A 25577-nucleotide genomic window follows, 5' to 3' on the forward strand; every position below is an offset into this window, starting at 1 on the left:
CTGGAACGCTCACGGCGCCCCCTCCTGTCTCTCCAGCCCCTCCGGGGTGCCGGGGAGGGTCGATGCCGGTGCAGGGCCCGCCCGCGCCGTGTCGCGGACGCCGCCGCCGAGGCGCGAGCCGGTGGGCACCTCGACCGTCACCACCACGTCCTGTCCGAGCACGCTGCACCGTGCCAGGGACGCGCCGTTACGTTCGGCGACCTGCGCCGCCACACCGCAGGGGGACGGTGCGCCGACCTGCGCGGCATCGGCAGCGGCGAGCGCTGCGAGATCCGCAGCGGTCGCGGCCCGTGCCTGCGCCACCGTGAGCTGACCGGTGAGCGCCAGCACCGCGAGGACAGACAGGAGCACCCCGCCCCAGGCAAGGACCGCTGCGGGCGCCGATCCGTTCTCGCCGGCGACCTGATCGCGCAGCCTGACCGGCAGCGTCACGGCGACCCCTCCGGAAGCAACTGGGGTTCCAGCCGTGCCGACGCATGGCCGGTCAGGGTGCCCGACAGCCCGTGCAGCACCCCGGGTGGGGCGGACCATCGTCGGGTGGTCGTGACCTCCACCCAGGGGCCGCTCCGGGAGACGGAGACCCGGGTGTCGGGCCCGGCGATGCGATGCGCTGCGGCTTCGGCGGAGGCGACACTCTCCCCGCGGGCGAGTTCCCGGGCCGCGGCCCGGGCGGCGGACTCCACCTGCACCTGCTGGGCGAGCACCGCTCCCACGATCAGCAGCACCGTGCACAGCACCACCACCACCGGCAGGACGATCGCGGTCTCGGCGGTGGCGGTGCCCCGGTCCTCCCGCAGGGCCACGAGGAGGCGTCGGCACGCACGGAAGGACCGGGGCGACCGCGCGGTCATCAGGCCGACCCGAGGGCGCGGGTGATGATGCCGAACAGCAGCTCCCGCACCTCGTTCGAGGCGAGCAGCGCCACCAGCACCGCAGCGAAGCCGCAGGCGGCCAACACGGTGATGGCGTATTCGGCGGTGGTGGCGCCGTCCTCGGCGGACAGGCGCTGACGCAGGTCCACCGCGAGGCGGCTGCCGGGAAGGGTAGTGAGGGACATGATTCTCTCCTTCTGTCAGGTGACACGTCGGGTGACGCGTCGGGGGTTTCCGGTGGTGATCGGTGGGGCCCTGGGGCCCCGTCATCCGCCCGAAGGCGGCACCGGGACGGTCCCGGTGGCCGGTGCCCCGCCGAGCAGGTCCCCGAAGGACCCGCCGAGCAGGGAGATCACGGTCGGCACGATGCCGAGCAGCAGGAACGCGGGAAGCAGCGCCAGCCCGGTCGGCAGCACCAGGCGTACGGCGAGCCGGGCCGCCTCCGCCTCGGCGTCCCGGGCGCGGGTGCGGCGAGAGGCCCGGGCAGCGGCCCGGAGCATGCCCGAGGGGTCGGCACCGCTGCGTTCGGCGAGGGTCCAGGCATCCCGCAGCGGGGCCAGGGACGCCGGAAGGTCCCGCAGGGCGTGGGCGGGGTCGGCACCGGCCCGCAGCGCGGCCGCGGAGCGGAGGAGGACTCCGCGCCAGGAGCTCTCCGGCAGGCAGGCGGCGACCTCCTGCAGGGCGGTGCCCAACGGCAACCCCGCCGACAGCGGTGCCGCGACGAGGTCCAGCACCACCGTCGGGTCGACCTGCTCCGAGGTCCCCCGGGAGGCGCGCATCAACCGGTGCATCCACCACCAGCCGCAGCCGGTGAGCGCGGCCCCGGCCACCAGCAGGACGGGTCCGGAGGAGGAGCGCAGCAGGACCGTCACCGGAGAGGCTCCGATCAGCGTGCCCAGACCCACTCCGACCACGGGCAGGATGGCGAGGATCCCGGCGGTGGCGCGGGGGCCCGCGAAGGCGCTGCGCCGGGCGAGCTCCGCATCGTCGAGGTCCTCCAGTGCGGCGACGAGGGAGGACAGCACCCCGCCGAGCGGAGCGCCCGTCCTCTCACACAGGGCCAGCGCCGTGAGCAGCGTCCGCACCGGTGCTGCCTGCGCGGTCGGGTGGTGAAGCAGCTCCGCCGCGGGGATGCCGCCGGCCAGGGCCCGGGCGAGGGGTCGGAGCGGCAGGGGGGTGGTGGGCAGCAGGCCCTCCCAGACGCGACGGGGAGCAGCGCCGGTGCGCTGCACCGCCAGGAGACGTTCGACCAGTGCCGACACCTCCCGGGCGGCCGGTTCACGGCCACCGAGGAGGGCCCGCCACGATCCGCGGGGCTCGGCGGCGTCGGACGCGTCGGACCCCCGGGGAGCGAGAGGTGCACCCCCCGGGACGGCCACCCCGGGCGCGGGCAGGACGATCAGCAGCAGCGCCGCGGTGGTGAGGGCCGCGAATCCCAGGACGGCGCTCATGCGCGCCGCCGCCCCGTCGGTGCCGCAGGCGGATCCAGTCGCAGCCGCTGTTCGATCTCCTCCCACCCGGGCCCCGGACGGGGCTGACGCCCGCTGAGATCCAGGGCGATGCGCGCCCGCAGGCGACCGTCGGCCCCGCGGCCGATCGTGGCGACCTGGGTGAGTCGGCGCAGGCCCCCGCGTCGCTCCAGATGCAGCACCACGTCCAGGGCGCTCACCGCCTGCGCGGCGAGCGTGGGGGCGTCGAGTCCCCCGAGGGCACCGAGAGCCTCCAGACGTGCCGGCACATCCCCGGCGGAGTTCGCATGCACCGTGGCGCAGCCGCCCTCATGCCCGGTGTTCAGGGCCTGCAGCAGTTCCCGCACCTCGGCGCCGCGGCACTCGCCGAGGATGATCCGGTCGGGCCGCATCCGCAGGGCCTCCCGCACCAGCTGCGCGAGGGGCACCGCGCCGCGTCCCTCCGTGTTGGCCTGCCGGGACTGCAGCGCGACGGTGTGCGGGTGGTCGATCTGCAGCTCCCGGGAGTCCTCCAGCACCAGCAGACGCTCCGTGGCCGGGGCGAGGGCGAGCATCGCACCCAGCAGCGTGGTCTTCCCCGTCCCGGTGCCCCCGGAGATGAGGAAGGCGGCGCGCCGGGTGATCACCGCCCGCAGCAGTGGTTCCACGGACGTGTCCACCATGCCGCTGCGGCACAGGTCCGCCAGGTCCAGGCGACGCCCGGAGGGGAAGCGCAGCGAGATCACAGCGCCCCCGTCGCTGACCGGTGGCAGCACCGCGTGGAGACGGGCCCCACCGGGCAGCTGAGCATCCACGCACGGTTGGGCGTCGTCGAGCCGTCGCCCGGCCGCCACCGCCAGACGCACTGCCAGGTCGCGGGCGTCGTCGGCGTCGAGGTGGCAGTCCGCCGGGTGCAGCCCGGAGGTGTCCTCCACCCACACGCTGCCGTCGGGGTTCACCAGCACGTCGGTGACCCCGGGGACGACCAGGGGCTGCAGCGGCCCCAGGCCCTGCACGTGGTCACGGGCGAGGCCGGTCAGGCGCAGCAGCTCCGGGCCACCGACCACATCCCCGGCCTCCCGCAGGATCCGGGAGACCCGGTGGGCATCGACAGGGCCGGGATGGGAGGCGACGTCCTCCCGCACACGTCGCACGAGGTCGAGGGTGCTCATCGGCCCGCCCACCTCTGCAGCAGCCGGGAACAGGCAGCATCCGCACCGCCGCGGCGCACATCCAGCAGGGGCACGAGACCTCGGCCACCGTCCCGGAACGCCCCCAGCAGCGGCAGGTCCAGGTGCGCCGCGACCTCCTGGGGGGACAGGGGGCCGGTCCGTCGCACCAGCACTCCGCCCCGGTCGCGCGGCACCGCCCAGGTTTCGCGTCGGCGGCGGCCACCGGCCACCGCGTGCGGATGCGACGGGGTCACCATCACCACCCGGTCCATCAGGGGCAGCGCGGCGGGCGCGAGCTCGACACCGAGGTCCACCACGATCAGGGCGGGCAGGCGGCGCAGCGCCGCCAGCACCTCCCGTAACCGGTCCGGGTCCAGGCCCGGGCAGGCCGGGCCCGCGAGCAGCCTCACACCGTCGATCTCCGGGAGGGCCTCCCACAGGGCAGCACCTGCGTCGGCATCCACCGGACCGATGTCCGGCCAGGTGAGCGCGCGGGAGGCGGGCGCCTCCACCAGGAGATCGAGCCCTCCGCCGGCGGGGTCGGCGTCCACCAGCAGGCTGTGCAGCCCCCGGCGGGCGGCGGCCCCGGCCAGGCGTGCGGCGGTGCTTGATGCGCCGGCACCGCCGCAGCCACCGACCATCGCGACCAGGCGGCCCTGCGCCGGGGGCCGGACGGCGGCGGTGAGGATCTCCAGCAGCCGGGCGGAGCGCTCCGGCAGGCGCAGCACCGCGACGGCGCCGAGTTCGACGGCACACTCCCAGTCCTCCTCCGCGAGGGGTTCCCCACCGGTGAGGACCAGCAGCGGACGCGAGGCGTCACGGGACGCGGCCACCCGACGCAACCCCGCCGGGTCGGTGAGGTCCCCCCGGATGCCGGCTCCTGCGCCACCTGCGGCGTCGGCCGAGCCGGCCTCGAGCGCACGGGCATCGAGCGTGCGGGCGTCGACCAGGCGAGCGCCCGCCGCCGCGGCATGGTCGGCCGCGATCTCCCGCAACGGCCCGGTATCACCCCACCACAGCACCTGAGGATCGGAGCCCCGGGGCTGCGGGACCGGGCGACCGGGAGCGGGGACGGGTGTGGGGCTGCGGCGGGGACCGGGAGAGAACGCGCGGGGGTCAACGGTGGCGGGGGCGGGCGTCGGGAACCGCGCCGGGGGCCGCCTCTCGGGGCTGCGGCCGGGGAGCGGACGCGGGGCGGTCGACGCGGAATCCCGGGGGGCATCGACGCGGTCGTGGCGGGGCGGGGCGATGAGTGCGGACATGCCCGCATCGTGCGCACCGCCGCCCCCACGGCATCAGAGGCCGGGGCGGATCGGGGATGAACGGCCCCTGGGGAGGAAACCTGCAGACAGCCCTCGCCGGTCCGCCGTCGCGCCCCCGGGAGGGGTCAGAACTCCAGGTCGACCACCACGGGGGCGTGGTCGCTGGCGCCCTTGCCCTTGCGCTCGTCGCGGTCGATGAAGGAGCCGCGCACCGCCTGCTGCACCGCCGGGGAACCCAGCACGAAGTCGATGCGCATGCCCTCCTTCTTCGGGAATCGCAGCTGGGTGTAGTCCCAGTACGTGTAGACCCCGGGGCCCGGATGATCGGGCCGCACCACATCGGCGAAACCGGCGTCGACCACGGCCTGGAAGGCGTCGCGCTCGGGCTGCGAGACGTGGGTCTTGCCCTCGAAGAACCCCATGTCCCACACGTCCTCGTCCTGCGGTGCCACGTTGAAGTCCCCCATCAGCACCATCCGCGCGTGCGGGTCCTCCGCCAGGGTGCGGGCGCCCTCGGCGCGCAGCGCCTCGAACCACTGCAGCTTGTACGGGTAGTGAGGGTGGTCCAGCTCCCGCCCGTTGGGCACATACAGGGACCACACCCGCAGGCCCTCGCCCACGGTCGCCGCGAGGGCCCGGGCCTCCACCACCCCGTCCTCCGTCGGCCATGTGGGCGCACCCGGCAGCTCCTGCACCACATCGGTCAGACCCACCCGGGAGACGATGCCCACGCCGTTCCACTGGTTCAGGCCGTGCACCGCCACCTCGTATCCGGCGTCCTGGAGGCGCGTGAGGTCCAGCTGTGCCGGCTTCGCCTTCAGCTCCTGCAGGGCGAGCACGTCGATCTCCTGCCGCTCCAGGAGGGCGACCAGTCGATCCATCCGGGCGCGCAGCGAGTTGATGTTCCAGGTGGCGATCCGCATGCCCCGATCCTAGGGGTGAGGGGGATCTGCCGGGTTTCCCGGTCGCCCGGGTCGCGCACCCGGATCCTGGCCGTGGCGGGCCGGGGGATCGGCCGTACCATCGGGGCATGGCCCGCGCACTGGTGACTGGTTCCACGGCAGGACTGGGGCTGGAGTTCGCCTGGCAGCTGGCCGGTTCCGGACATGATCTGGTGTTGGTCGCGCGCGATGAGGACCGGTTGCGGGCCGTCGCCGCGCAGATCCGCCACGTCCACGGTGTCACCGTCGAGGTGCTCCCCGCCGACCTCTCCGACCGCGCCGCCACCGACCGTGTCGCCACCCGGCTCACCGACCCCGTCGACCCCGTGGATCTGCTGGTGAACAACGCCGGGTACGGGCTGCGCGGCGGGTTCCTCGACGTCGACATCGCCGACCATGAACGGCAGATGGACACCCTGCTGCGGGCCGTCCTGGTGCTCTCCCACGCGGCGGCGCGGTCGATGGTCCAGCGCCGCCGCGGCGCGATCCTCAACGTGTCATCCCTGGCGGGGTACACCGCTGCCGGACCATACGCCGCCGCGAAGAGCTGGGTCACGGTGTTCACGGAGTCGCTGGCGATGGAGCTGCGCGGCACCGGGGTCACCGCCACCGCCCTGTTGCCGGGCTTCGTGCGCACCGAGTTCCACGAACGCGCGGCCATCAATGTCGAGGGCCTGCCCCGGGTGTCCTGGTTGAAGGCCCCGTTCGTGGTCGAGGAGGCGCTGAAGGACTGCGCCCGAGGGCAGGTGCTGTCGGTGCCGTCCATCACCTACCGCACAGCGGGGGAGTTCTCGCGGGTGGCGCCGCGGCCTCTGGTCCGTGCCCTCGCCTCCCCGCAGTGGCAGACCACGCTGGCGCGCTGGCGGGTGGGACGCTCCCGCAAGCGGGCCTCCCGGCGTGCCCTCCACGCCCCTTGGGAGCAGTAGCGCGGGACGATATGCGCCGCGACCGGTCGATACGCTGTGTCCCATGACCGACATCGCCGCTGACCGCGCCCGACTCCTCGACCTGATCACCGACCTCGCCGTGGTGCGCGGCCGCGTGACGCTGTCCTCCGGGGCGGAGGCCGACTATTACGTGGACCTGCGCCGCATCACCCTCCACCACGAGGCGTCGCCGCTGGTCGGGCGGGTGATGCTGGACCTGCTGCGGCGTGAGGGTCTGGTGCCGGGGATCGAGGCCGTCGGTGGCCTCACCCTCGGGGCCGATCCGGTGGCCGACGCCGTGCTGCATGCCTCCGCCGCCGCGGGCGAGGGGATCGACGCCTTCGTGGTCCGCAAGGAGGCGAAGGCGCATGGCCTGCAGCGTCGCATCGAGGGACCCGACGTCGAAGGTCGCCGCGTCGTCGTGCTGGAGGACACCTCCACCACCGGTGGCAGTGTGCTCACCGCCTGTGAGGCGCTGCGGGAGGCCGGGGCAGAGATCGCGGCGGTCGCGGTGATCGTCCACCGCTCCGAGCAGTCCCGCCGGGCCGTCGAGGCTGCCGGGTACCGCTACCTGTACGCGTACGAGCTGTCCGAGCTGGGATTGTGACGCGCTGACCCCCGTGCGCATCGCGGACGCAGCAGGGCCCCGGTCGGAATCACCCGGGGCCCTGCTGCACTCAGTGTGGCTGCGGCGCGTGCCGCGCGCTCACACCTGACGGGCGCTGAAGGTGTCGCAGGAGGCGACCGTGCCCTCCTGGTAACCCTGCATGAACCAGTTCATGCGCTGCTCCGAGGAGCCGTGCGTCCAAGACTCGGGGTTCGCCTGGCCGCCGGCGACATCCTCCTGGATGTGGTCGTCGCCGACCGCGGAGGCCGCGCTGAGGGCGTCACGGATGTCCTGGTCGGTCAGCGGCTGCAGGAACGGCTGGCCGTTCTGGTCGGTGGTGCGGGTGGCGTGATGGGCCCACACACCGGCGTAGCAGTCAGCCTGCAGCTCCAGACGCACCGCATCGGACTGCGGGCCGGTGCCCTGGCGGTCGATGGAGTTCATCGTGCCCTGGAGGTTCTGGATGTGGTGCCCGTACTCGTGGGCCACCACATAGGCCTTCGACAGCTGCCCACCGGAGGCCCCGAACCGCGTCTCCAGCTCCTGGTAGAAGCTGGCGTCGACGTAGATCGTGGTGTTGGCCGGGCAGTAGAACGGACCCACGGCGCTGGTGGCGCCGCCGCAACCGGTCTGCACCCGATCGCTGAAGAGCAGGGTGCGGGGCTCCTGCCAGCGGATACCGGAGTCCGGGCCCAGCTGCGACCACAGGGAGTCCGCTGATTCCACCACGCCCTGCACCAGGCACTCGTCATTGGTGTTGGCGTCCTGGCCGGTCTCGCAGCCCTCCACGCCGCTGAGCTCGCCGCTCTGTTGCTGGCTCTGCGGCGCCGACTGGCCGCCACCGCCGAGGATGTACATTGGATTTCCGCCCATCAGGGCGTAGATCAGCACGACGACGAGCATGAGGCAGCCGCCGCCTCCGCCGAGCATGAGGCCGCCGCCGCCCAGCGAGCCGCCACCGGCCCGACCGACGTTGCTCGAGCCGATGTTCGCGTTGGGGTTGAACGTCATAGGGCACACAGTAACCGGCGATCTGCACCGGCGATGTGCACGGAACCTCCCCATCGCGCTCACTGAACCCGTGGTACTCCCTCCGTACGATGGGTCGGCGTCCCGCCCCGGGACGTCGCGCGGACATCGGCCGGAGGGAGCCCCACCCCATGAACATCGTCGACTGGGCCATCAGTGTGATCGGCCGTCTCGGCGGGCCCGGTGTCGCCCTTCTGATCTTCCTGGAGAACGTGTTCCCGCCGATCCCCTCCGAGGCGATCCTTCCGCTGGCGGGCGTCGTCGCCGGTCAGGGGGAGGGGACCTTCTGGGGGATGCTGCTGTGGTCTCTGCTCGGTTCCGTCGGCGGCGCACTGCTGCTGTACGGACTCGGCCGGGCCCTGGGACCGGAGCGGCTGCACCGCCTCGTGGTGCGCCTGCCGCTGATCCACGAGAGCGATTACGACCGAGCGGTCGAGTGGATGGAGAAGCATGGCCCCCTGGGCATCTTCCTGGGGCGCTTCGTGCCAGGCATCCGCTCCCTGATCTCCATCCCGGCCGGTTTGTTCGCCATGCCGCTGCGCATCTTCCTCCCGCTCACAGCGCTCGGCAGTGCGCTGTGGAACGCCCTGTTCATCGGCCTCGGCGTGCGCCTGGGGGAGAACTGGGAAGTGATCCAGCCCTACACCGACCTCATCTCCAACATCTGCTACGCGATCATCGCGGTGCTGCTGATCACCTGGGTGGTCCGCCGCATCCTGCGTGACCGGCGCCGGCGGGCACTGGGGCTGCCCGACCCCGACCACCACGCCAACCGCCGCCTGGATCAGCGGGATGCCGCTGACCCGGACGGGACCGAGGCGGCGCCGCAGGAGACGCCGACGGAGACTGCGGGGCCGGGGGACGGTCAACGCACCGGCTCGGAGGGTTCCACGCGAAGGTGAACGCCGCTCCCGACGAGACCGACCAGGCCGACGGCAGCGGGTCGACGCCGACCTCCCCGGCGCCCCGTGAGGTGGGTGTCGGCCCCCACCCGCGCCCCTGGCCCGACGACCCTCGCCTGGACCCTGTGCTGCTGGCCGAGGGCGACCGGCGCAACGTCGTGGACCGCTACCGCTACTGGCGGCGGGACGCGATCATCGCCGACCTCGACACCCGCCGGCACCACGGGTTGCACGTGGCGATCGAGAACCTCGAACACGACGCGAACATCGGGTCCATCGTCCGCACCGCCAATGCCTTCGCCGTCGGTGCCTTCCACATCGTCGGCCGCCGCCGCTGGAACCGCCGCGGTGCGATGGTGACCGACCGCTACCAGCACGAGCACCATCACTCCACCCCGGCCGCCCTCGCCGCCTGGGCGGCGGACCACGCGCTGACCCTCGTGGCCGTCGACAACGTGCCCGGGGCCCGCCCTCTGGAGGCCGCGCCGCTGCCGGAGCGCGCCATGCTCGTCATGGGACAGGAGGGGCCCGGGATCAGCCCCGAACTGGCCTCCCTGTGCCAGGAGGCGGTGGCGATCACCCAGTACGGCTCCACCCGGTCGCTGAACGTCGCCGCCGCCGCGGCCATCGTCATGCACAGCTGGGTCCAGGAGCATGGGACGGACGGCCCCGGGGCCGCACCGCCCGCGTGAGAGAATCGGGGACGAGCCGGGCCCTGTGCCCGGGAACCGGACGAGATACCTCGTGAGGAGCATCCATGCCCATCGCCACCCCTGAGAAGTACGCCGAGATGATCGACCGCGCCAAGGCGGGCAAGTTCGCCTACCCCGCGGTGAACGTCTCCAGCTCCCAGACCGCCATCGCCGCCCTCCAGGGCTTCACCGAGGCCGGGTCGGACGGCATCATCCAGGTCTCCTTCGGTGGTGCGGAGTACCTCTCCGGCTCCACCGTCAAGGACCGCGTCGCCGGCTCGCTGGCCCTCGCCGAGTTCGTGCACGTGGTGGCCAAGAACTACCCGATCACCGTGGCGCTGCACACCGACCACTGCGCCAAGGAGGTCCTGCCTACCTGGGTCGAGCCGCTCATCGAGTGGGACCTCGAGAACCGCGTGAAGAAGGGCCTCGACCCACTGTTCCAGTCGCACATGTGGGACGGCTCCGCCGTGCCGGTCGACGAGAACCTGCAGATCGCCGAGCGCCTCCTGGAGAAGACCGCCGCCGCCAAGAAGATCCTCGAGATCGAAGTCGGCGTCGTCGGCGGCGAGGAGGACGGTGTCCAGGCGGACGTCTCCAACGACAAGCTGTTTTCCACCCCCGAGGACGGTCTGAAGACCGCCAAGGCCCTGGGCCTGGGCGAGAAGGGCCGCTACATCACGGCCCTGACCTTCGGCAACGTGCACGGCGTGTACAAGCCGGGCAACGTGAAGCTGCGCCCGTCGGTGCTGAAGGAGATCCAGGACGCCGTGGGCAAGGAGTACGGCAAGGAGATGCCGTTCGACCTGGTGATGCACGGCGGCTCCGGCTCCACCCTCGAGGAGATCCGCGAGGCCGTGGACAACGGCGTCATCAAGATGAACATCGACACCGACACCCAGTACGCCTTCACCCGGCCGGTGGCCGCGCACATGTTCGAGAACTACGCGGGCGTGCTGAAGGTCGACGGCGAGGTCGGCAACAAGAAGATGTACGACCCGCGCGCCTGGGGCAAGAAGGCCGAGGCCGGCATGGCCGCCCGTGTGGTGGAGGCCTGCGAGAACCTGCGCTCGGCCGGCACCTCCCAGAAGTGACCACCCGCTGACCGTCCGCTGACGGACGACGCGCCCGCCCCGCAGCTGCGGGGCGGGCGCGTTCGTGTCAGAGGAGGTGTGTCACAGGGACGGCGGGAGGTGGGGTCTCACCAACGGTTGCGCTCTGCGCGGTCCAGGACGGTGCGCAGCGCCGGGCGGACGTCCGTGAGGAACACCCCGGTGATGAGGGCGCCGATCACCAGGAACAGACCGCCGGTGGCGACGGGCACCACCGGAAGGCTCAGCACTCCCAGCACCAACGCCAGGGCGGTCAGTCCGCTCCAGAACCCCTTGGTGCGGCGGTCCGCGGCGGGGTAGGCATCGGCACGGAACCGCAGCGCCTCGATCAGCGCCCACACCTGCAGTGCCACCACGCCCAGGGACAGCAGCAGATTGATGCCGACAAGCGCGTACACGATGGTCATCGCCCCAGGGTACCGGGGAGCGGTTGCGCCTACGGCGGGCTCAGCGGCCCGGGTCGGTGCGATCGGTGATCAGCAGTTCCAGCGCCTCCGTGGTGGCGGGCGGCTCCACCCGCGACAGCTCCCCGGTGAGGGGGCGCGGGCCGATGGTGTCCCCGTCGGCGGCGATCAGCAGGCTCGGCAGGAACCGCTGGGCGTCATCGTTGTCCAAACCCGTCGCCTCCAGCAGGTCGATGGCCAGGGAGCGCAGCTGCATCACCAGGGCCACGCCCTGGAAATGGGCCGAGCGGCCCGGGTGCTCCCCGGCGTCGGAGCGCAGCACCTGTTCCGGGGTGAGGTAGGAGGCGAACAGGCGAAGACGCCGGCGGGCCTCGGTGAAATCGACGTCCTCGGCGATGCCGTCGCGGAGTGCCACCACGGCCTCCTGCCCGGCGACGAAGGCATCGGCGAGGGCCGAATGCGGGGCGCCCTGCACCGCCGCGATGAACCCTGCGGTGCGGCGGGCGATGATGCGGACGTTGCGCATGGCCCGGTCGGAACCGATCAAGAGGTGCTGCAGGCGCTCGACATCCCGTCCACGGCGCAGACCGTGCGGGGAGAAGTGGGCGACCTCGTCGGCGGCCTGATTGGCCAGGCGCCAGTAGTCGGTGTGCCGCTGGGAGTTCGCCCGCACGGTGCGCAGCGCGGCGTCGGCCACCTCCCGCGACCCCGTGCGGGAGGCGAGGGCCAGGGCGGTGAGGGTGGCATCGAGTTCTGTGTAGAAACGATCCGCGGCTCGACGCTGCATCCGGCGGGGATCCCCGGCGAGCAGCAGATGCACGAGGAACGCGACCACCACACCGGTGAGGGCATCGAGGATGCGGCCCTGCGGCGTCATCCCGGGGGTGACGGGCATGACCACCACCAGCAGTGACTGGATCGCCGACTGGACGCCGAACAGGATCCCCGGATCCAGCAGTCGGGAGGCGAGCCCGGCCACCAGGACCACCACGAAGATCTGCCAGGTGCCGGAGCCGATGAACGACCGCGCGGCCTCCCCGAGCAGCACGCCGAGCATGACGCCGCCGCCCATCTCCCACAGCTTCCGCATCTTGGCGTCACTGGTGAAACCGATGATGACGAACGCGGCGATGGAGGAGAAGAACGGGAACTCGTGGCCCCACACCAGGTGACTGGCGGCGTAGGCGAGGGAGGCCGCCAGGGCCGCGCGCGCGACGTTGAGGGAGCCGCCGCGGCTGCGCTCCAGGCCGTTGCGCAGGCGCGCGGAGAGGCCGTGACGGATGCGGTCCCCGCGGGTACGACCGGGTGCCGGCGCCGCCGCGGGCACCGAGGTCTCGGGGGAGTGTCCGGTCATCGCCCGCTGCGCCCCTCAGAGCCGGGCCGTCGCGGGACGGGGACCGTGGTCGCGCGGCAGCACGGCCGCCTCCTGCCGGGCATCGACCTGCAGCACGGCCGGATCCCCGCCGTCCGCGGTCTCCACCCCGGTGGGGATCTCGACGACGACGTCGGCCTCCAGCGGCAGGGCACGACGCACCAGTGCCAGGGCGATCGGCCCAAGGTCGGCGTGGATCGCGGTGGAGGTGACGGTACCGACCTCCTTCTGCCCCAGCAGCACACGGCCACCCGGGCGCGGCGGGAGATCCTGTGACCCGTCGAGGTGCAGCATGACCAGGCGACGCGGGGGCTGCCCCAGGTTCAGGACCTTGGCGACGGTCTCCTGCCCCCGGTAGCAACCCTTCGCGGTGTGCACGGCGGTGCGCAACAGATCCACCTCATGGGGGATCGTGCGGTCGTCGAGGTCCCGGGCGGCACGCACCTGGTGGCGGGCGATGCGCAGGGCCTCCGCGGCGGCCATCCCGGCCAGCTGTTCGACCGACCAGTCCACGCGTCGGGCGGCGGCGTCCTCCACCACCGTGAGCACCCAGTCGGTGACCTCATCCGGGTCGGGGCCGTAGGCGACCCCGCCGGGAACCACGCCCGGCCACGGATCCCGCCACACCGCGACGGCGGGCGGAGTGTCCTCGCGCAGCACCTCCGCTGCCGGGCGCACTGCTCCCAGCACCCGCAGGTCGTCGCGTTCGCGGAACTCGACGCGAGCGGCGAACCGCATCATCGTGAGGTACCGCAGCAGCCCGGCGCGTCCCCCGGCATCGGTGATCAGAAGCAGGGCATCGGGGTCGTCGGTCAGCGGCGCGGCGGCGGCGAGGTGCTCCACCCGGCCCTGCGGTGACAGGACCGTGAGGGCGCGGGACTCCCCGGGGGCGAGATCGGTCAGCACCTGGCTGGTGACGGTGGTGAGCCAGGTCAGACGGTCCGCCCCGCGGACCTCCAGCACCTCCATCTGGCCGAGATCCACCACGGCGCGGCCAGCGAGCAGACGGCGCTGCTCCCGCAGCGGCGCGCCGTAGTGGACGGGCACCACGGCGTCGGGGCCGTCACCCAGGACGGCCCCGACGGAGAACAGGGGGAGGCGAGTCGGACCGATCGGGGTACCCGCTGTCCCGGTGGTCACCTCAGACACGGTCGAGCTCCACGGAGAGGTAGGGACGCAGATCCTCGGGATGGGCGGCGTCGGCGGCCCGCTCCCACAACCACATGAGGCGGCCGCCGACCAGACCGAACAGGCGGGTCTCCGGCAGGGGATCAGCCACGCCGAGCTGGATGCGCGGCCCCCGCACCTCCCCCCGCCACGCCGGAGCGGCGGTGGGGTCGCCGTCCGCCGAGTCGTCACCGGCGAAGCGGGCATCCAGCGCGTAGGACACGATGCCGGCGGGGTCACCGGGACGTGCCGCGCGGGCGGCCGCGAGATCCTGGCCGGGCAGCGGTTCTCCGACCGTCCACACGCCCCGCTCGTCGAGCAGTTCGTGCCGCTCTCCGGTGCCGACGTACCGCGGTGGCACTGTGCCGTCCTTCGCGAAGGCGGACGTGGGGGGCAGAGGGGCAGCAGTGTCGATCAGATGCGTGACGGCGTGCCAGGACAACTGCCCCTCCTCGGTGGGGGTCGCCTGCAGGCGCTGCTCCACGCGGCGCTCGACGATCTCGCCATCCTCACCGCGCAACTGCACGGCGCCCTCGCCCTCCCAGGTGCCGACCAGCCACGCCAGCGGGTACAGCGACTCCGGGAGCGAGAGATCCAGAGGGATGGGCATCTCAGCGACCGAACAGACGCGAGATCACCAGCACCGCGAACCCGGCGGTGCCCAGGCCGACCAGGGCCGACAGCAGCAGGAAGAACAGCGAGATCATCGACATGCCGCCCAGTCTATCGACGCCGCCGACACACGGACCGGTGGTCGCAGGGCGAGTGGGTGCGGGTCGCGCGGGGCGGCCGCGCGGGCTGCCATGCCGCAGCGGGGCGTGCTGCCGCAGCGGTCAGCGCAGCAGTTGCACGGCCAGCAGCACGATGGTCCCGGCCGTGGCGACGGGCGCGGCGGCCGCCGCCAGGGATGGTGCCGGGTCGCGTGAGACCAGTTGCGACTGCAGCAGAGCCACCACCCCGGCGGTGCCGCAGGCGAGCAGCAATCCCAGCAGGCCGCCCTGCCACAACGGGAACCCGCCCAGGCGGTCCAGCAGCACCATCGCGGTGGCGGAGGCAGCGGCCACCCCGGCGATGATCCTGACGGTGGGGGCGATCGGCAGGGAGGCCACCAGGGACCCCACGGCGAGGCTCATGGCCGCAGCCACCGGCACCACCATCAACCCCGTGGCGGACGCGACGACCAGTGCGGTCACCCAGGCCCCCGCGAGGCCGGTGAGCAGGGCACCGGCGACCGTACTGGTGAGGGAGGCTGCGAGGCCGGTGCGCTCCTGGCGGAGCATCTGATGGACGAACGCCGCGAAGACCCCGCCCGCGCACACCACGGCGAGAGCCGCGAAGGGGTCCAGACGCTCCCCGGCGGTGAGGGTCAGCAGGGCCGAGCCGACACCGGTGAGCGCGACCACGCGGCGGGTGCCGTGGCTGGCCCGCAGCTCCGCGAGGGACGGCCACCCGGCACCGATCGCCAGGGAGAGCACGATCACGACGCCCGCGCCGATCACCGGGGCGGCGGCCCCGCTGAGCGCGGCCAGAGCCAGGAGCAGGGCGAGAGCGGCACCGAGCGGAGCCCGAGGCGCGGGCGTCATGGGACCTCCCGTGTGCTCGTGCCGACGACTGGACCGTTAGTCTACGAGCCGACCACCGCCTCGGCCCCTGACGCGACGGAAGGAGCGACGTGCTCCCCATCGACAGCACCCCCCGGCCCCCCGTGGAGGACATCCTCCGACTGGTGCACCGGGTGGAGGCGGCCGACGGCGTCGCCCCCCTCGATGAAGCGGCCCTCCTGGCCCTGCGCGGTGAGGGCTCGCGTCGGGCCACTCACCTGCTGGCGCGGGAGGGATCCGACGGTTCCGTGGTCGGGGTCGTGAGCATCCTGGAGGACGGCACCGTGCAGGGTTTCGTCGCCCCGGAACACCGCCGACGCGGCCACGGCACCGCCCTGCTGCGTGAGGCGCTGAGCGGCCGGCCCACCGCGCGGGTGTGGGCGCACGGGGACCTGCCCCCCGCGGGGGCACTGCTGCGGGGGCGGGGCTCGACGCGCAGCGCGTGTTGCTGGAGATGGAACTCCCCCTCGACGATCCGATCGCCCCACGGTCGCCGCGAAGGGGCGCGGCGGGAACCTCGCAGGCGCCGCGGCTCACCGTCGGGGGTCTGCACGATGACCGTGACGCCGCGGACTTCCTGGCCCTGAACGCCGCCGCCTTCGCCCACCACCCCGAACAGGGCACCCTCACCCGTGAGGATCTCGATGCCCGCCGCGCCGAGCCGTGGTTCTCGCCCGCTGACGTGCACCTGGCCCGTCTGGACGGACGTCCGGCGGCGGTGGTGTGGATCAAGCGTGCCCCGGGGAGCGCGACCGCGGAGGTGTATGTGGTCGCCACCCATCCGGAGGCCCAGGGGAGAGGGCTGGCGAGCATGCTGCTCACCCGCGCCCTGGAGGCGGTTCGGCAGGACGGGGCCCGGGTGGCGGAACTGTTCGTCGAGGCGGACAGCATCGGTGCGGTGCGCCTGTACGAGACGCTGGGTTTCCGGGAGAGGCGCCGCCACGTGCAGTACGCCGCGCAGGGTGCTGCGCCCCGGGCGACCACGCGACCGGTCGAGGACGGGGAGGGCTGAGATGCGTGTGACCCCCGAAAGGACCGCGCCGGTGCTCGCCGCCGGTGCCCTGGTGTGGCGCGAGGGTGACCAGGATCTCGAGGTCCTGCTGGTGCATCGACCCCGTTACGACGACTGGTCGGTGCCCAAGGGGAAGCTCGACCCGGGCGAGACCTTCCCGGCGGCGGCGGTGAGGGAGGTCGCCGAGGAGACCGGGGTGAAGGTGCGGTTGCATCGTCCGCTGCCGACCGCCGTGTATCTGCTGCCCGACGGGCGGACCAAGATCGTGCAGTACTGGGTGGGGACGGTGCGCTCCACCACCGGGCCGGGACCGGAGAACCCGAAGGAGATCGACGAGGTGCGGTGGGTGCCCCTGGCGCGCGCCGACCGGTTGCTGACCCGGCAGAGCGACCGGGTGCTCATCGATGCTCTTCGTCGCCAACAGAAGGCCGGGGCGCTGCGCACCCAGCCGATCGTGATCCAGCGCCACGCCGCAGCGCGGTCGCGGGCCAAGTGGCGCAAGGGGGAGGGGAGTCGCCCGCTGAACAGCAAGGGACGTGACCAGGCTGCGGCGCTGCCCCCGGTGCTCGACGCCTTCGCACCCGCCGCGGTCGTCTCCAGTCCCTGGAAGCGGTGCCTCGCGACTGTCGAACCCTACGCGCGGGCGGCAGGGTTGGAGGTCATCACCAAGGACGAGCTGACGGAGGCCGGCCACGCGGCTCGGCCCTCCCGGGCCGGGGCAGTGGTCGAGCGGGTCCTCCGCGCGGCCCGTCCTCTGGTGCTGTGCACCCACCGGCCGGTGCTGCCCACCGTGATGTCCCAGGTCAGAGAGTTCTCCACCCGTGAGGTCGCACTGGAACTGCCGCGCTCGGATCCGTTCCTGGCTGCCGGGGAGATGCTGGTTCTCCATGTGACGCCGGAGGGAACGGTTGTCGCAATCGAACGACATCTGCCCAATATCGAGGGACGGCGGCCCTGAGCATCGTCCATGATGGGCCCATGACCCACTTCTCGTCGTACCCGTCGGCTCCGTCCCCCGAGAATCCCTCCCACGAAGGTGCGGAGCGCGCCGGCGAGGCGTGGTACCCCGACGCTGGGCGGCCCGGTCAGGCCGCGCCCGCGGGTGGTTCCGCGGCATGGAGCCCCGCGCCGAGCGGGACCTCGACGACCTCTGGCTCGGCGAGCAGTCCCTACGGCTCTAGCCCCTACGAGAGCGGCGCGTACGGGGGTGGCGCGTATGGGCACGGAGCCTCGGGGCAGAGTGCCTACGGGCAGAACGGGTATGGCCCGGGCACGTACGGCCAGAGCGCCCCGGAGCAGAACGCGGCCGGTCAGAGCGCCTACGGCCAGACGTCCTACGGCCAGAGCACCTTCGGCCAGAACACCTACGGCCAAAACATCTACGGCCAGAACACCTACGGCCAAAACATCTACGGCCAGAGCGCGTCTACTCCGGGCACGGTCGGGCAGGCCGTCTACGGTAAGAGCGCCGACGGTCAGGGCAGCACGGGTGCCGCCACCGGCGCGGTGCCCCGTGAGACGTCCGGCAAGGCGATCGCCGCGCTGGTGTTCGGCCTGATCGGGGTCGTCCTCCAGCTGTACATCGTCTCCCCGGTGGCGCTGTTCCTCGGATACTCGGCCCGGAAGGAGACGCGCGGTGGACAGAAGGACGGCGACGGTCTCGCCGTCGCAGGCATCGTCATGGGGTGGATCGGGACGGCGCTGATGGTGATCGCGCTGGTCTTCATCCTCATCTGGGTGGTGTTCGTGGTGTTCCTGGGGGCCTCGGGTTACTGAACAGCCTCGCAGCGGCACGCCTGAAGCAGCACTCCCAGACGAATGTGACGTATCCGTAATGCTCTGCTGACCTGCAACAATGACCTCCAGAGCGGTCCGTTTACCCACCGTTCACGTGAATGGGGCTGGCGCGTCATCTGTGCTCCCTACCTTCGGACGCGGCGCCGGACCGCGGCGCCCACCTCGTCCGGGCTGTAGCGCCCCTCGAAAGGAACAGCTGTGACTGCTCGTCAGAACAAGATCGTCGCGTTCGCCGCGCTCGGCCTCGCGGGTGCGCTCGGCCTCGCCGCCTGTGGTGGCGGCACCGACAACGCCGCCGGCGGCCAGAACGGTGGCGCCTCCGACAACGGTGGTGCCACCTCCGGCGCCCTCTCCGGTCAGCTCGCCGGTGCGGGCGCCTCCTCCGCCGAGGCCGCTCAGGCCGCGTGGACCCAGAGCTTCATAGCCCTCAACCCCGAGGCCCAGGTCACCTACGACGCTGTGGGCTCCGGCGCCGGCCGTGAGCAGTTCCTCAACGGCGGCGTGCAGTTCGCCGGCTCCGACGCGGCCCTCACGCCGGAGGAGATCACCCAGTCCGCGAACACCTGCCAGGGTGGCAAGGCCTTCAACGTCCCGGTGTACATCTCCCCGATCGCCGTGATCTACAACCTCGAGGGCGTGGACAACCTGCAGCTCTCCCCGCAGACCATCGCGGGCATCTTCTCCGGTCAGATCACCAAGTGGAACGATCCGAAGATCGCCGCCGACAACCCGGACGCCACGCTGCCCGACCTGGCGATCGTCCCGGTGCACCGCTCGGACGACTCCGGCACCACCGAGAACTTCACCCACTACCTCTCCGAGACCGCCGGTGACGTGTGGACCCACGGCGAGGTCGAGACCTGGCCGGTGCAGGGCGGCCAGTCCGGCGACGGCACCTCCGGTCTGGTGAAGGTCGTCGAGGGTGGCAACGGGACCATCGGCTACGCCGACGCCTCCAAGGCCGGCAACCTGGGCGTCGCCAAGATCAAGGTCGGTGAGGAGTTCGTCGAGTACAGCCCCGAGGCCGCCGCCAAGGCTGTCGAGCTGTCCCCGCGCGCCGAGGGCCGCGAGGAGGGCGACATCGTCGTGGAGCTCGACCGCAAGCTGACCGACCCCAGCGCCTACCCGCTGGTGCTCGTCTCCTACCTGGTGCTGTGCGACACCTACCAGGATCAGGCCACCGCCGACCTGGTGAAGGGCTACGCCAACTACATCACCTCCCAGGAGGGCCAGCAGGCCTCCCAGGAGGCCGCCGGCAACGCGCCGCTGACGGAGAAGCTCTCCACCGACGCCAAGGCCTCGATCGACAAGATCAAGGCCGCCAGCTGATCACCGATACCGCACCCACGACCATGTCGTGACCGCCGCGCCGTCGGGGGGCATCCACGCCCCCGGCGGCGCGCGCCGTGCGTGAGGGCTCCGAGCCCCGTCCCGATTCCCCGCTGCTTCAGGAAGGCCCATAGTGAGCACCACCGCAGCCACCTCCACGCCGCCGCCCGCGGCTCCCCGCCCCGAGGCGGACTCGGGTCCCGCCAAGTCCGTGCGTCGACCGGGTGACGTCGTCTTCTCCGGCCTCTCGGTCGGGTCCGGGCTGATCATCTTCCTCACCCTGGCGCTGGTCGCGATCTTCCTGACCCTGCGCTCCATGCCCGCCATCCGCGACAGTCGCGAGGTCACGGGCAACGCCGATGCGGTCTCCCTCGTGGAGTTCACGATGCCGCTGGTGTTCGGCACCGTGTTCGCCGCCGTCTTGGCGCTGATCATGGCGGTGCCGGTGGCGATCGGGATCGCCCTGTTCATCTCGCACTTCGCGCCGCGCGCGCTCGCCACGCCGTTGGGCTTCATGATCGACCTGCTGGCCGCCGTCCCGTCGGTGGTCTTCGGTCTGTGGGGCGGCGTGTGGCTGGTGCCGAGGCTTGAGCCCCTCTACCTGTTCCTCAACAAATACTTCGCGTGGATCCCGCTGTTCGCGGGTGAGCCCACTGCGCCGATGCGCAACCTGGCCAGTGCCTCCGTGGTGCTCGCGGTGATGATCCTGCCGATCATCACGGCTGTGTCCCGCGAGGTCTTCCTGCAGACGCCGCGCCTGCAGGAGGAGGCGGCCCTCGCTCTGGGAGCCACGCGCTGGGAGACCATCAAGACGGTGGTGCTGCCGTTCAGCCGCTCCGGCGTGGTGTCCGCATCGATGCTGGGCCTCGGTCGCGCGCTCGGCGAGACCATGGCCGTGCTCATGGTGCTCTCCCCGGGGGCCACGTTCTCGCTGCACATCCTCGAGGTCGGCCGCCACCAGTCGATCGCCGCGAACATCGCCTCCCAGAGTGCGGAGGCGAGCCCGGACGTGATGGCCCGCCTGATCTTCACCGGTCTGGTGCTGTTCGTCATCACCTTCATCATCAACGCGCTGGCCCGCGCCATCGTGACCAAGCGTCAGAAGGGCTGAGAGACATGACCGCGACCACGCCCACGACCACGCCGCCCTCCGGCTCGCGCGCGCTCGTCTCCGGTTCCCGTGCCGGGGAGACCCGCCTGCCCGTCTACCACCTGGTGTTCACCGGGATCGCCGCGCTGGTGCTCGCCGCGATCCTGCTGCTGGCCCTGGGCGCATTCAACATCGGTGCCCTGGTGGTGGTCGGCTACCTGTTGCACCTCGTCGTCGCCTACGCCTACTCCCGGGCTCGTGAGGGACGCCGCTGGGCCATGGACCGCTTCGTCACCCTCCTGGTGGTCGGAGCTTTCGCCCTCGCGATGATCCCCCTGGTGTCGCTGCTGCTCGAGGTGACCGTGCGCGGTGCGGCGAAGCTCTTCGACCCGACGCCCTTCGCCTTCTGGGGCACCGACATGGCCGGTGTCATCGGCGGTATGGACGCCGGCGGTATCTCCCACGCCATCGTCGGCACCCTGCTCATCACCCTCGGCGCCACCCTCATCTCCGTGCCGATCGGCCTGTTCACCTCGATCTTCCTGGTGGAGTACGCCCGCTACGGCTGGATGCGCACCCTCGGCCGCGGCATCACCTTCCTGGTGGACGTGATGACCGGTATCCCGTCGATCGTCGCCGGTCTGTTCGGTCTGGCGCTGTTCATCACCATCACCAACGACCCGGGCATCCGCATCGGCCTCATGGGTTCCGTGGCGCTGTCGGTGCTGATGATCCCCACGGTCGTGCGGTCGAGTGAGGAGATGCTGCGTCTGGTGCCGCTGGAGCTTCGCGAGGCCGCCTACGGGCTCGGCGTGCCGAAGTGGCTGACCATCGTGAAGGTGGTGCTGCGCACCGCCATCGCCGGCATCACCACCGCGATCACCCTGGCGATCGCCCGCGTGATCGGCGAGACCGCGCCGCTGCTGCTCACCGTCGGCTCCCTGCCGATGCTCAACGCCAACATGTTCTCCGGGCGCATGCAGACCCTGCCGACGTTCATCAACAGCCAGTACCGGCTCGGCAACGCGGTCTGCAACTCCGACACCATGACGAACCCGATCACCAAGGTCGCCCACGCCTGTTCCACCACGGTCAACTACGACCGCGCCTGGGCGGCGGCGCTCACCCTGATCCTCATCGTCATGGCGCTGAACATCATCGCCCGACTCGTCAGCTACTTCTTCGCGCCGAAGCTCGGCCGCTGAGCCCTCCTCGAAAGGACCGATCGTGCCTCAGGCCATCAACGTCGAGAACCTCAACATCTACTACGGCGACTTCCTAGCGGTGGAGGACGTCAACGTCACCATCCACCCGCGGTCCGTCACCGCACTCATCGGCCCCTCCGGCTGCGGCAAGTCCACCTTCCTGCGGACCCTCAACCGCATGCACGAGGTGATCCCCGGCGCCTACGCCAAGGGCAAGGTCGAGATCGAGGGCGAAAACATCTACGGCCCGGGCGTCGATCCGGTGAACGTGCGCCGCCGCGTCGGCATGGTGTTCCAGAAGGCCAACCCGTTCCCCACCATGTCGATCCGCGACAACGTGCTCGCGGGCGTGAAGCTCAACAACCGGCGCATCTCCAAGTCCGCCGGTGACGAGCTGGTGGAGAAGTCCCTGCGCGGCGCGAACCTCTGGGAAGAGGTCAAGGATCGCCTGGACCGACCGGGCATGGGTCTGTCGGGCGGCCAGCAGCAGCGTCTGTGCATCGCCCGCGCCATCGCGGTGAAGCCCGAGGTCATCCTCATGGACGAGCCATGCTCGGCCCTCGACCCGATCTCCACCCTCGCGATCGAGGACCTCATCCATGAGCTGAAGACCGACTACACGATCGTGATCGTCACCCACAACATGCAGCAGGCCTCCCGCGTCTCCGACCGCACCGGCTTCTTCAACATCGCCAGCACCGGCAAGCCGGGGCATCTGATCGAGATCGACGAGACCGAGAAGATGTTCACCAACCCCTCGAACAAGCAGACCGAGGACTACATCTCCGGTCGCTTCGGCTGAGCCGAGCATCGGACCACAGCACGACATCGGCCCCGGAGGATTCGCCTCCGGGGCCGATGTGCGTTGTGGGATGGCGCGCGTCGTGGGGGTCGGGGCGGGGTGGGGACGTCGGCGTCGACACCCATCGGGCCTCCACATGGCGTGCGTATCCTCGGGGCATGACCTTCGAGAGTGTGGACCCCACCGAGGTGCCCGAGGGCGCCCACCTGATCGACGTACGTGAACAGTCCGAGTGGGACGCCGGGCACGCCCCGACCGCGCAGCACCTCCCCGCCAGCTCCCTCATCGAACGGATGGGGGAGCTGCCGGAGGAGGGCGACCTGTACATCGTGTGCCGCGGAGGCGGGCGCAGCGCCCAGGTGACCCAGTGGCTGAACGGCAACGGCTACGACGCGATCAACGTCCGCGGTGGCATGGGCGCCTGGTCGGAGGCCGGGTTGCCGCTGACCGCCGACGGCGACGCCGAGCCGTACATCCTGTGAGCGTCGGACGGGACAGGACGTGGGTGACGACATGGGAGCAGCTGTGGCCGAGGCTTTGACCGAGACCGTTCACCCCCGGGACTCCGCGGTCCCGCCGACCGTCCTGATCACCGGTGCGGCCCGCGGCATCGGCGCCGCCATCGTCGAGCGTCTGGCGCCGACGCACCACCTGATCCTCGCCGGCCGGGATCGCGAGGCGATGGCTGCTCAGGCGGCCGCCCTGCCCAGTGCCGAGGCGTTCGTCGCCGAGCTCACCGACGCCGCTGCCGTGGAGGCCGCCGTCACTGCCCTGGAGTTGCCGCGCGGCCTCGACGCCGTGGTGCATTCAGCCGGGGTGCTGGCCTCCGGCAGCCTGGAGCAGCTCACCGATGAGGACTGGGAACGGTCCTTCGATGTGAACGTGATCGCCGTCGCGCGTCTCACCCGGCTGTTGCTGCCTGCCCTGCGGCAGGCCCGCGGCACCGTCGTCACCATCAACTCCGGCTCCGGGTTCCGGGCGAATCCCGGCGGTGGCGCCTACGCGGCGTCGAAATTCGCGCTGCGGGCCCTCACCGATGCCCTGCGCGCCGAGGAGGCTCCGCACGGGGTGCGCGTCACCAGCGTGCATCCGGGGCGGGTGGATTCCGACATGCAGCGGCAGCTGCGGGACTTCGAGCAGGGCGAGTACGAGCCCGAGAACTATCTGCGACCGCAGTCGGTGGCCGAGGCGGTGGCCTTCGCACTCAGCGCGGGGGAGGACGCGGTGGTCGACTCCGTGTCGGTGCGGCCCCGCTGAGGGCGTGGTCGCCACGGACGTGTTCCTCAAGGAACGGCCCGACGGGTTGGAGGGTTTCCTCACGCGGGAGGCCGACGGTCTGCGACGCCTCGCCGCCGCCGGTGCCCGGGTGCCGCAGGTCCGGTCAGTCGATGCGACGCGGCTGGTGATCGACCGGATCGACGCCACGGGCCGCCGCACCCCGGAGACGGAGGAGGCTTTCGGTCGGGAGCTCGCCCAGCTGCACCGCCGCACCGCTCGCCCCGGGCCGTACGGTGACCCGGAGCGCCCCGTGGCCTGGCTGGGGGAGGCCCCGATCGACCTCACCCCCTGTTCCACCTGGACCGAGTCCTGGGTGGGGCGGAGGATCGTGCCGCTCGCCGAGCAGGCGCACCGCGCGGGCAACCTGCCCGCGGCGGCGGTGCGCGACGCCCACCGTCTCGCCGAGCTGACTGTCGGGGTGGATCCAGAGGCGCCAGTGGTGGTCGCGGTGTTGGGACCGCCGGAGCCGCCGTCGCTGCTGCACGGTGACCTGTGGGCGGGCAACCGGTTGCTCGATCCGCAGGGCCGCTCATGGCTGATCGACCCGAGCATCCAGTACGGCCACCGGGAGGTGGACCTGGCGATGATGCGGCTGTTCGGCGGGTTCGGGGAGCAGGCCTTCGCGGCGTACGACGCGGCCTTCCCCCTGGCCGCAGGGTGGGAGCAGCGGGTGCTGCCGTACCAGGCGGTGCCGCTTCTGGTGCATGCGCTGCTCTTCGGCGGCGGATACGGGGCGCAGGCGGCGCGGTCCCTGGCCGCCGCTGTGGCGCGCGGCTAACCGGTCCGGTTGAGGGCGGCGGGGCCGGAGACGGTGGCGTCGCCGAGGATCCGGAACCGCCACGGGTACAGGCCGGGGTCGCTCGCCTCCTCGCGCAGCCCGATCCGGGGGCCGGTGGCCACCACCGGGGTCGGCCGCTCCGGATCGCGGGGCAGGACGTGGAACACCGGCGAGTCCAGGAGGTCCGCCCCGGGTGTGATGGGCGTGCAGAGATCCATGCCGTTGTCCTCCCAGGTGACCCCGCAGGCCACGGTGGCGCGGCCGGGACCCTGTGCGAGATCACGATCACGACGGGTGACGCCACGTGCACTGCGGCGTTCCCGGGCCAGGTCGGCTCCCTCGACGATCTCTCCCGCCCGGATCAGACACCCGGTCGCGGTGCCCTCGGCGTCGGCGACGACGTTCATACAGACGTGCAGGCCCATGTGCCGGTACACGTACAGGTGCCCGGGCGGACCGAACATGGTCGCGTTGCGGGCGGTGCGACCACGGTACGCATGCGACCCCGGATCCAGCGCCCCGACGTACGCCTCGACCTCGGTGATCCTCAGACGCACTCCCCGCCCGATCAGCTCGCACCCCAGCAGGAGCGGCGCGAGCTCGAGAACGGGCCGGTCGAACCACCGGCGGGGGAGGGGCTCGACACGAGGGTGAGGGACGGGCATCACGCCATTGTGCCGAACGCGTCTGGGCCCCTGTCCGACAGCGGACCCCCGCCCACGTGTGGAGGATAAAGTAGGGAATTCGACCCGAATTCCCCACTTTATCCTCCACACGTC

The 25577-nt window shown here is 71.9% G+C and carries 29 protein-coding genes; 15 read left to right on the forward strand and 14 right to left on the reverse strand.

Annotated features, from left to right (window positions below; all coding sequences use genetic code 11):
- Positions 1-9: 9 nt before the first annotated feature.
- The 7 genes from JSY14_RS09105 to JSY14_RS09135 form a co-directional block, all read right to left on the reverse strand.
- Positions 10-432 carry an Rv3654c family TadE-like protein gene (locus JSY14_RS09105; protein ID WP_259558484.1) on the reverse strand — a complete coding sequence of 141 codons (423 nt, stop codon included), beginning with the start codon at positions 430-432 and terminating at the stop codon, positions 10-12.
- Positions 429-851: a TadE family type IV pilus minor pilin gene (locus tag JSY14_RS09110; protein WP_259558486.1), complete on the reverse strand. Its 423-nt coding sequence runs from the start codon at positions 849-851 to the stop codon at positions 429-431. The genes JSY14_RS09105 and JSY14_RS09110 overlap by 4 nt, the downstream gene beginning before the upstream one ends.
- Positions 851-1057, reverse strand: coding sequence for a DUF4244 domain-containing protein (locus JSY14_RS09115; RefSeq protein ID WP_259558488.1), 207 nt, complete (start codon positions 1055-1057; stop codon positions 851-853). The genes JSY14_RS09110 and JSY14_RS09115 overlap by 1 nt, the downstream gene beginning before the upstream one ends.
- Before the next feature lie 81 nt (positions 1058-1138).
- Positions 1139-2323 carry a type II secretion system F family protein gene (locus JSY14_RS09120; protein WP_259558490.1) on the reverse strand — a complete coding sequence of 395 codons (1185 nt, stop codon included), beginning with the start codon at positions 2321-2323 and terminating at the stop codon, positions 1139-1141.
- A complete protein-coding gene (locus JSY14_RS09125) occupies positions 2320-3492 on the reverse strand; it encodes a TadA family conjugal transfer-associated ATPase (protein WP_259558492.1) in 1173 nt (390 codons plus the stop codon). The genes JSY14_RS09120 and JSY14_RS09125 overlap by 4 nt, the downstream gene beginning before the upstream one ends.
- Positions 3489-4754, reverse strand: a complete 1266-nt coding sequence (locus JSY14_RS09130) for a CpaE-like family protein (RefSeq protein ID WP_259558494.1) — start codon at positions 4752-4754, stop codon at positions 3489-3491. Before JSY14_RS09130 ends, JSY14_RS09125 begins: the two co-directional genes overlap by 4 nt.
- 125 nt (positions 4755-4879) lie before the next feature.
- Positions 4880-5677 (reverse strand): exodeoxyribonuclease III, encoded by a 798-nt coding sequence (locus JSY14_RS09135; protein WP_259558496.1) that lies wholly within the window; start codon positions 5675-5677, stop codon positions 4880-4882.
- Positions 5678-5784: 107 nt separating this feature from the next.
- Here JSY14_RS09135 and JSY14_RS09140 point away from each other — a divergent pair, with 107 nt between their 5' ends.
- Both JSY14_RS09140 and pyrE read left to right on the forward strand, forming a co-directional pair.
- Positions 5785-6621, forward strand: a complete 837-nt coding sequence (locus JSY14_RS09140; protein ID WP_259558498.1) for an SDR family NAD(P)-dependent oxidoreductase — start codon at positions 5785-5787, stop codon at positions 6619-6621.
- Positions 6622-6664: 43 nt separating this feature from the next.
- Positions 6665-7228: an orotate phosphoribosyltransferase gene (gene pyrE, locus JSY14_RS09145; protein ID WP_259558500.1), complete on the forward strand. Its 564-nt coding sequence runs from the start codon at positions 6665-6667 to the stop codon at positions 7226-7228.
- A 99-nt stretch (positions 7229-7327) separates the two neighbouring features.
- Here pyrE and ypfJ read toward each other — a convergent pair whose 3' ends face one another.
- Positions 7328-8239, reverse strand: a complete 912-nt coding sequence (gene ypfJ, locus JSY14_RS09150) for a KPN_02809 family neutral zinc metallopeptidase (protein WP_259558508.1) — start codon at positions 8237-8239, stop codon at positions 7328-7330.
- A gap of 149 nt (positions 8240-8388) precedes the next feature.
- Between ypfJ and JSY14_RS09155 the strand changes: the two genes are divergently transcribed.
- The 3 genes from JSY14_RS09155 to fbaA all read left to right on the forward strand — a co-directional run bounded on the left by JSY14_RS09155 (position 8389) and on the right by fbaA (position 10945).
- Positions 8389-9159 (forward strand): DedA family protein, encoded by a 771-nt coding sequence (locus JSY14_RS09155; RefSeq protein WP_259558510.1) that lies wholly within the window; start codon positions 8389-8391, stop codon positions 9157-9159.
- Positions 9156-9851 (forward strand): TrmH family RNA methyltransferase, encoded by a 696-nt coding sequence (locus JSY14_RS09160; protein WP_432803628.1) that lies wholly within the window; start codon positions 9156-9158, stop codon positions 9849-9851. Before JSY14_RS09155 ends, JSY14_RS09160 begins: the two co-directional genes overlap by 4 nt.
- Before the next feature lie 65 nt (positions 9852-9916).
- Complete coding sequence (gene fbaA / locus JSY14_RS09165) at positions 9917-10945, forward strand: class II fructose-bisphosphate aldolase (protein WP_259558512.1); 1029 nt, start codon at positions 9917-9919, stop codon at positions 10943-10945.
- A 107-nt stretch (positions 10946-11052) separates the two neighbouring features.
- Here the strand turns inward: fbaA and JSY14_RS09170 are convergent, their stop codons facing one another.
- The 5 genes from JSY14_RS09170 to JSY14_RS09190 all read right to left on the reverse strand — a co-directional run bounded on the left by JSY14_RS09170 (position 11053) and on the right by JSY14_RS09190 (position 15489).
- Positions 11053-11370: a DUF2516 family protein gene (locus tag JSY14_RS09170; protein WP_259558514.1), complete on the reverse strand. Its 318-nt coding sequence runs from the start codon at positions 11368-11370 to the stop codon at positions 11053-11055.
- A gap of 40 nt (positions 11371-11410) precedes the next feature.
- A complete protein-coding gene (locus JSY14_RS09175) occupies positions 11411-12721 on the reverse strand; it encodes an FUSC family protein (protein WP_259558515.1) in 1311 nt (436 codons plus the stop codon).
- Positions 12722-12736: 15 nt separating this feature from the next.
- Entirely contained in the window at positions 12737-13888 is a 1152-nt protein-coding gene (gene ygfZ / locus JSY14_RS09180) for a CAF17-like 4Fe-4S cluster assembly/insertion protein YgfZ (RefSeq protein WP_349773606.1), read from the reverse strand.
- Positions 13881-14516 carry a heme-binding beta-barrel domain-containing protein gene (locus JSY14_RS09185; protein WP_259558517.1) on the reverse strand — a complete coding sequence of 212 codons (636 nt, stop codon included), beginning with the start codon at positions 14514-14516 and terminating at the stop codon, positions 13881-13883. The genes ygfZ and JSY14_RS09185 overlap by 8 nt, the downstream gene beginning before the upstream one ends.
- Positions 14517-14739: 223 nt before the next feature.
- Positions 14740-15489, reverse strand: a complete 750-nt coding sequence (locus JSY14_RS09190) for a hypothetical protein (RefSeq protein ID WP_259558518.1) — start codon at positions 15487-15489, stop codon at positions 14740-14742.
- Positions 15490-15961: 472 nt separating this feature from the next.
- On the opposite strand from JSY14_RS09190, the gene JSY14_RS09195 reads away from it, so the two are divergent.
- The 10 genes from JSY14_RS09195 to JSY14_RS09240 all read left to right on the forward strand — a co-directional run bounded on the left by JSY14_RS09195 (position 15962) and on the right by JSY14_RS09240 (position 24798).
- Entirely contained in the window at positions 15962-16519 is a 558-nt protein-coding gene (locus tag JSY14_RS09195) for a GNAT family N-acetyltransferase (RefSeq protein WP_259558520.1), read from the forward strand.
- A 1-nt stretch (position 16520) separates the two neighbouring features.
- The gene (locus JSY14_RS09200) at positions 16521-17477 is read left to right on the forward strand and encodes an NUDIX hydrolase (RefSeq protein WP_259558522.1); all 957 of its coding nucleotides are present in this window, start codon (positions 16521-16523) and stop codon (positions 17475-17477) included.
- A 20-nt stretch (positions 17478-17497) separates the two neighbouring features.
- A complete protein-coding gene (locus JSY14_RS09205; RefSeq protein WP_259558524.1) occupies positions 17498-18295 on the forward strand; it encodes a DUF4190 domain-containing protein in 798 nt (265 codons plus the stop codon).
- A 219-nt stretch (positions 18296-18514) separates the two neighbouring features.
- On the forward strand, positions 18515-19645 hold the full coding sequence (gene pstS, locus JSY14_RS09210) for a phosphate ABC transporter substrate-binding protein PstS (RefSeq protein WP_259558526.1): 1131 nt from the start codon (positions 18515-18517) through the stop codon (positions 19643-19645).
- 133 nt (positions 19646-19778) lie between these two features.
- Positions 19779-20756, forward strand: coding sequence for a phosphate ABC transporter permease subunit PstC (gene pstC / locus JSY14_RS09215; RefSeq protein WP_432803629.1), 978 nt, complete (start codon positions 19779-19781; stop codon positions 20754-20756).
- Positions 20757-20761: 5 nt separating this feature from the next.
- Positions 20762-21940, forward strand: a complete 1179-nt coding sequence (gene pstA / locus JSY14_RS09220) for a phosphate ABC transporter permease PstA (RefSeq protein ID WP_259558528.1) — start codon at positions 20762-20764, stop codon at positions 21938-21940.
- Between the two features lie 22 nt (positions 21941-21962).
- Positions 21963-22742, forward strand: coding sequence for a phosphate ABC transporter ATP-binding protein PstB (gene pstB, locus JSY14_RS09225; RefSeq protein WP_259558530.1), 780 nt, complete (start codon positions 21963-21965; stop codon positions 22740-22742).
- 158 nt (positions 22743-22900) lie between these two features.
- A complete protein-coding gene (locus tag JSY14_RS09230) occupies positions 22901-23224 on the forward strand; it encodes a rhodanese-like domain-containing protein (RefSeq protein WP_259558532.1) in 324 nt (107 codons plus the stop codon).
- Positions 23225-23255: 31 nt separating this feature from the next.
- The gene (locus JSY14_RS09235; protein WP_259558534.1) at positions 23256-23999 is read left to right on the forward strand and encodes an SDR family oxidoreductase; all 744 of its coding nucleotides are present in this window, start codon (positions 23256-23258) and stop codon (positions 23997-23999) included.
- A 4-nt stretch (positions 24000-24003) separates the two neighbouring features.
- Positions 24004-24798, forward strand: coding sequence for a fructosamine kinase family protein (locus tag JSY14_RS09240; protein ID WP_259558535.1), 795 nt, complete (start codon positions 24004-24006; stop codon positions 24796-24798).
- Here JSY14_RS09240 and JSY14_RS09245 read toward each other — a convergent pair.
- Entirely contained in the window at positions 24795-25463 is a 669-nt protein-coding gene (locus JSY14_RS09245) for a DNA-3-methyladenine glycosylase (protein WP_259558537.1), read from the reverse strand. The two genes, JSY14_RS09240 and JSY14_RS09245, sit on opposite strands and share 4 nt — an antisense overlap.
- Positions 25464-25577 lie beyond the last annotated feature (114 nt).

This window comes from Brachybacterium sillae, assembly GCF_025028335.1.
GTDB lineage: Bacteria > Actinomycetota > Actinomycetes > Actinomycetales > Dermabacteraceae > Brachybacterium > Brachybacterium sillae.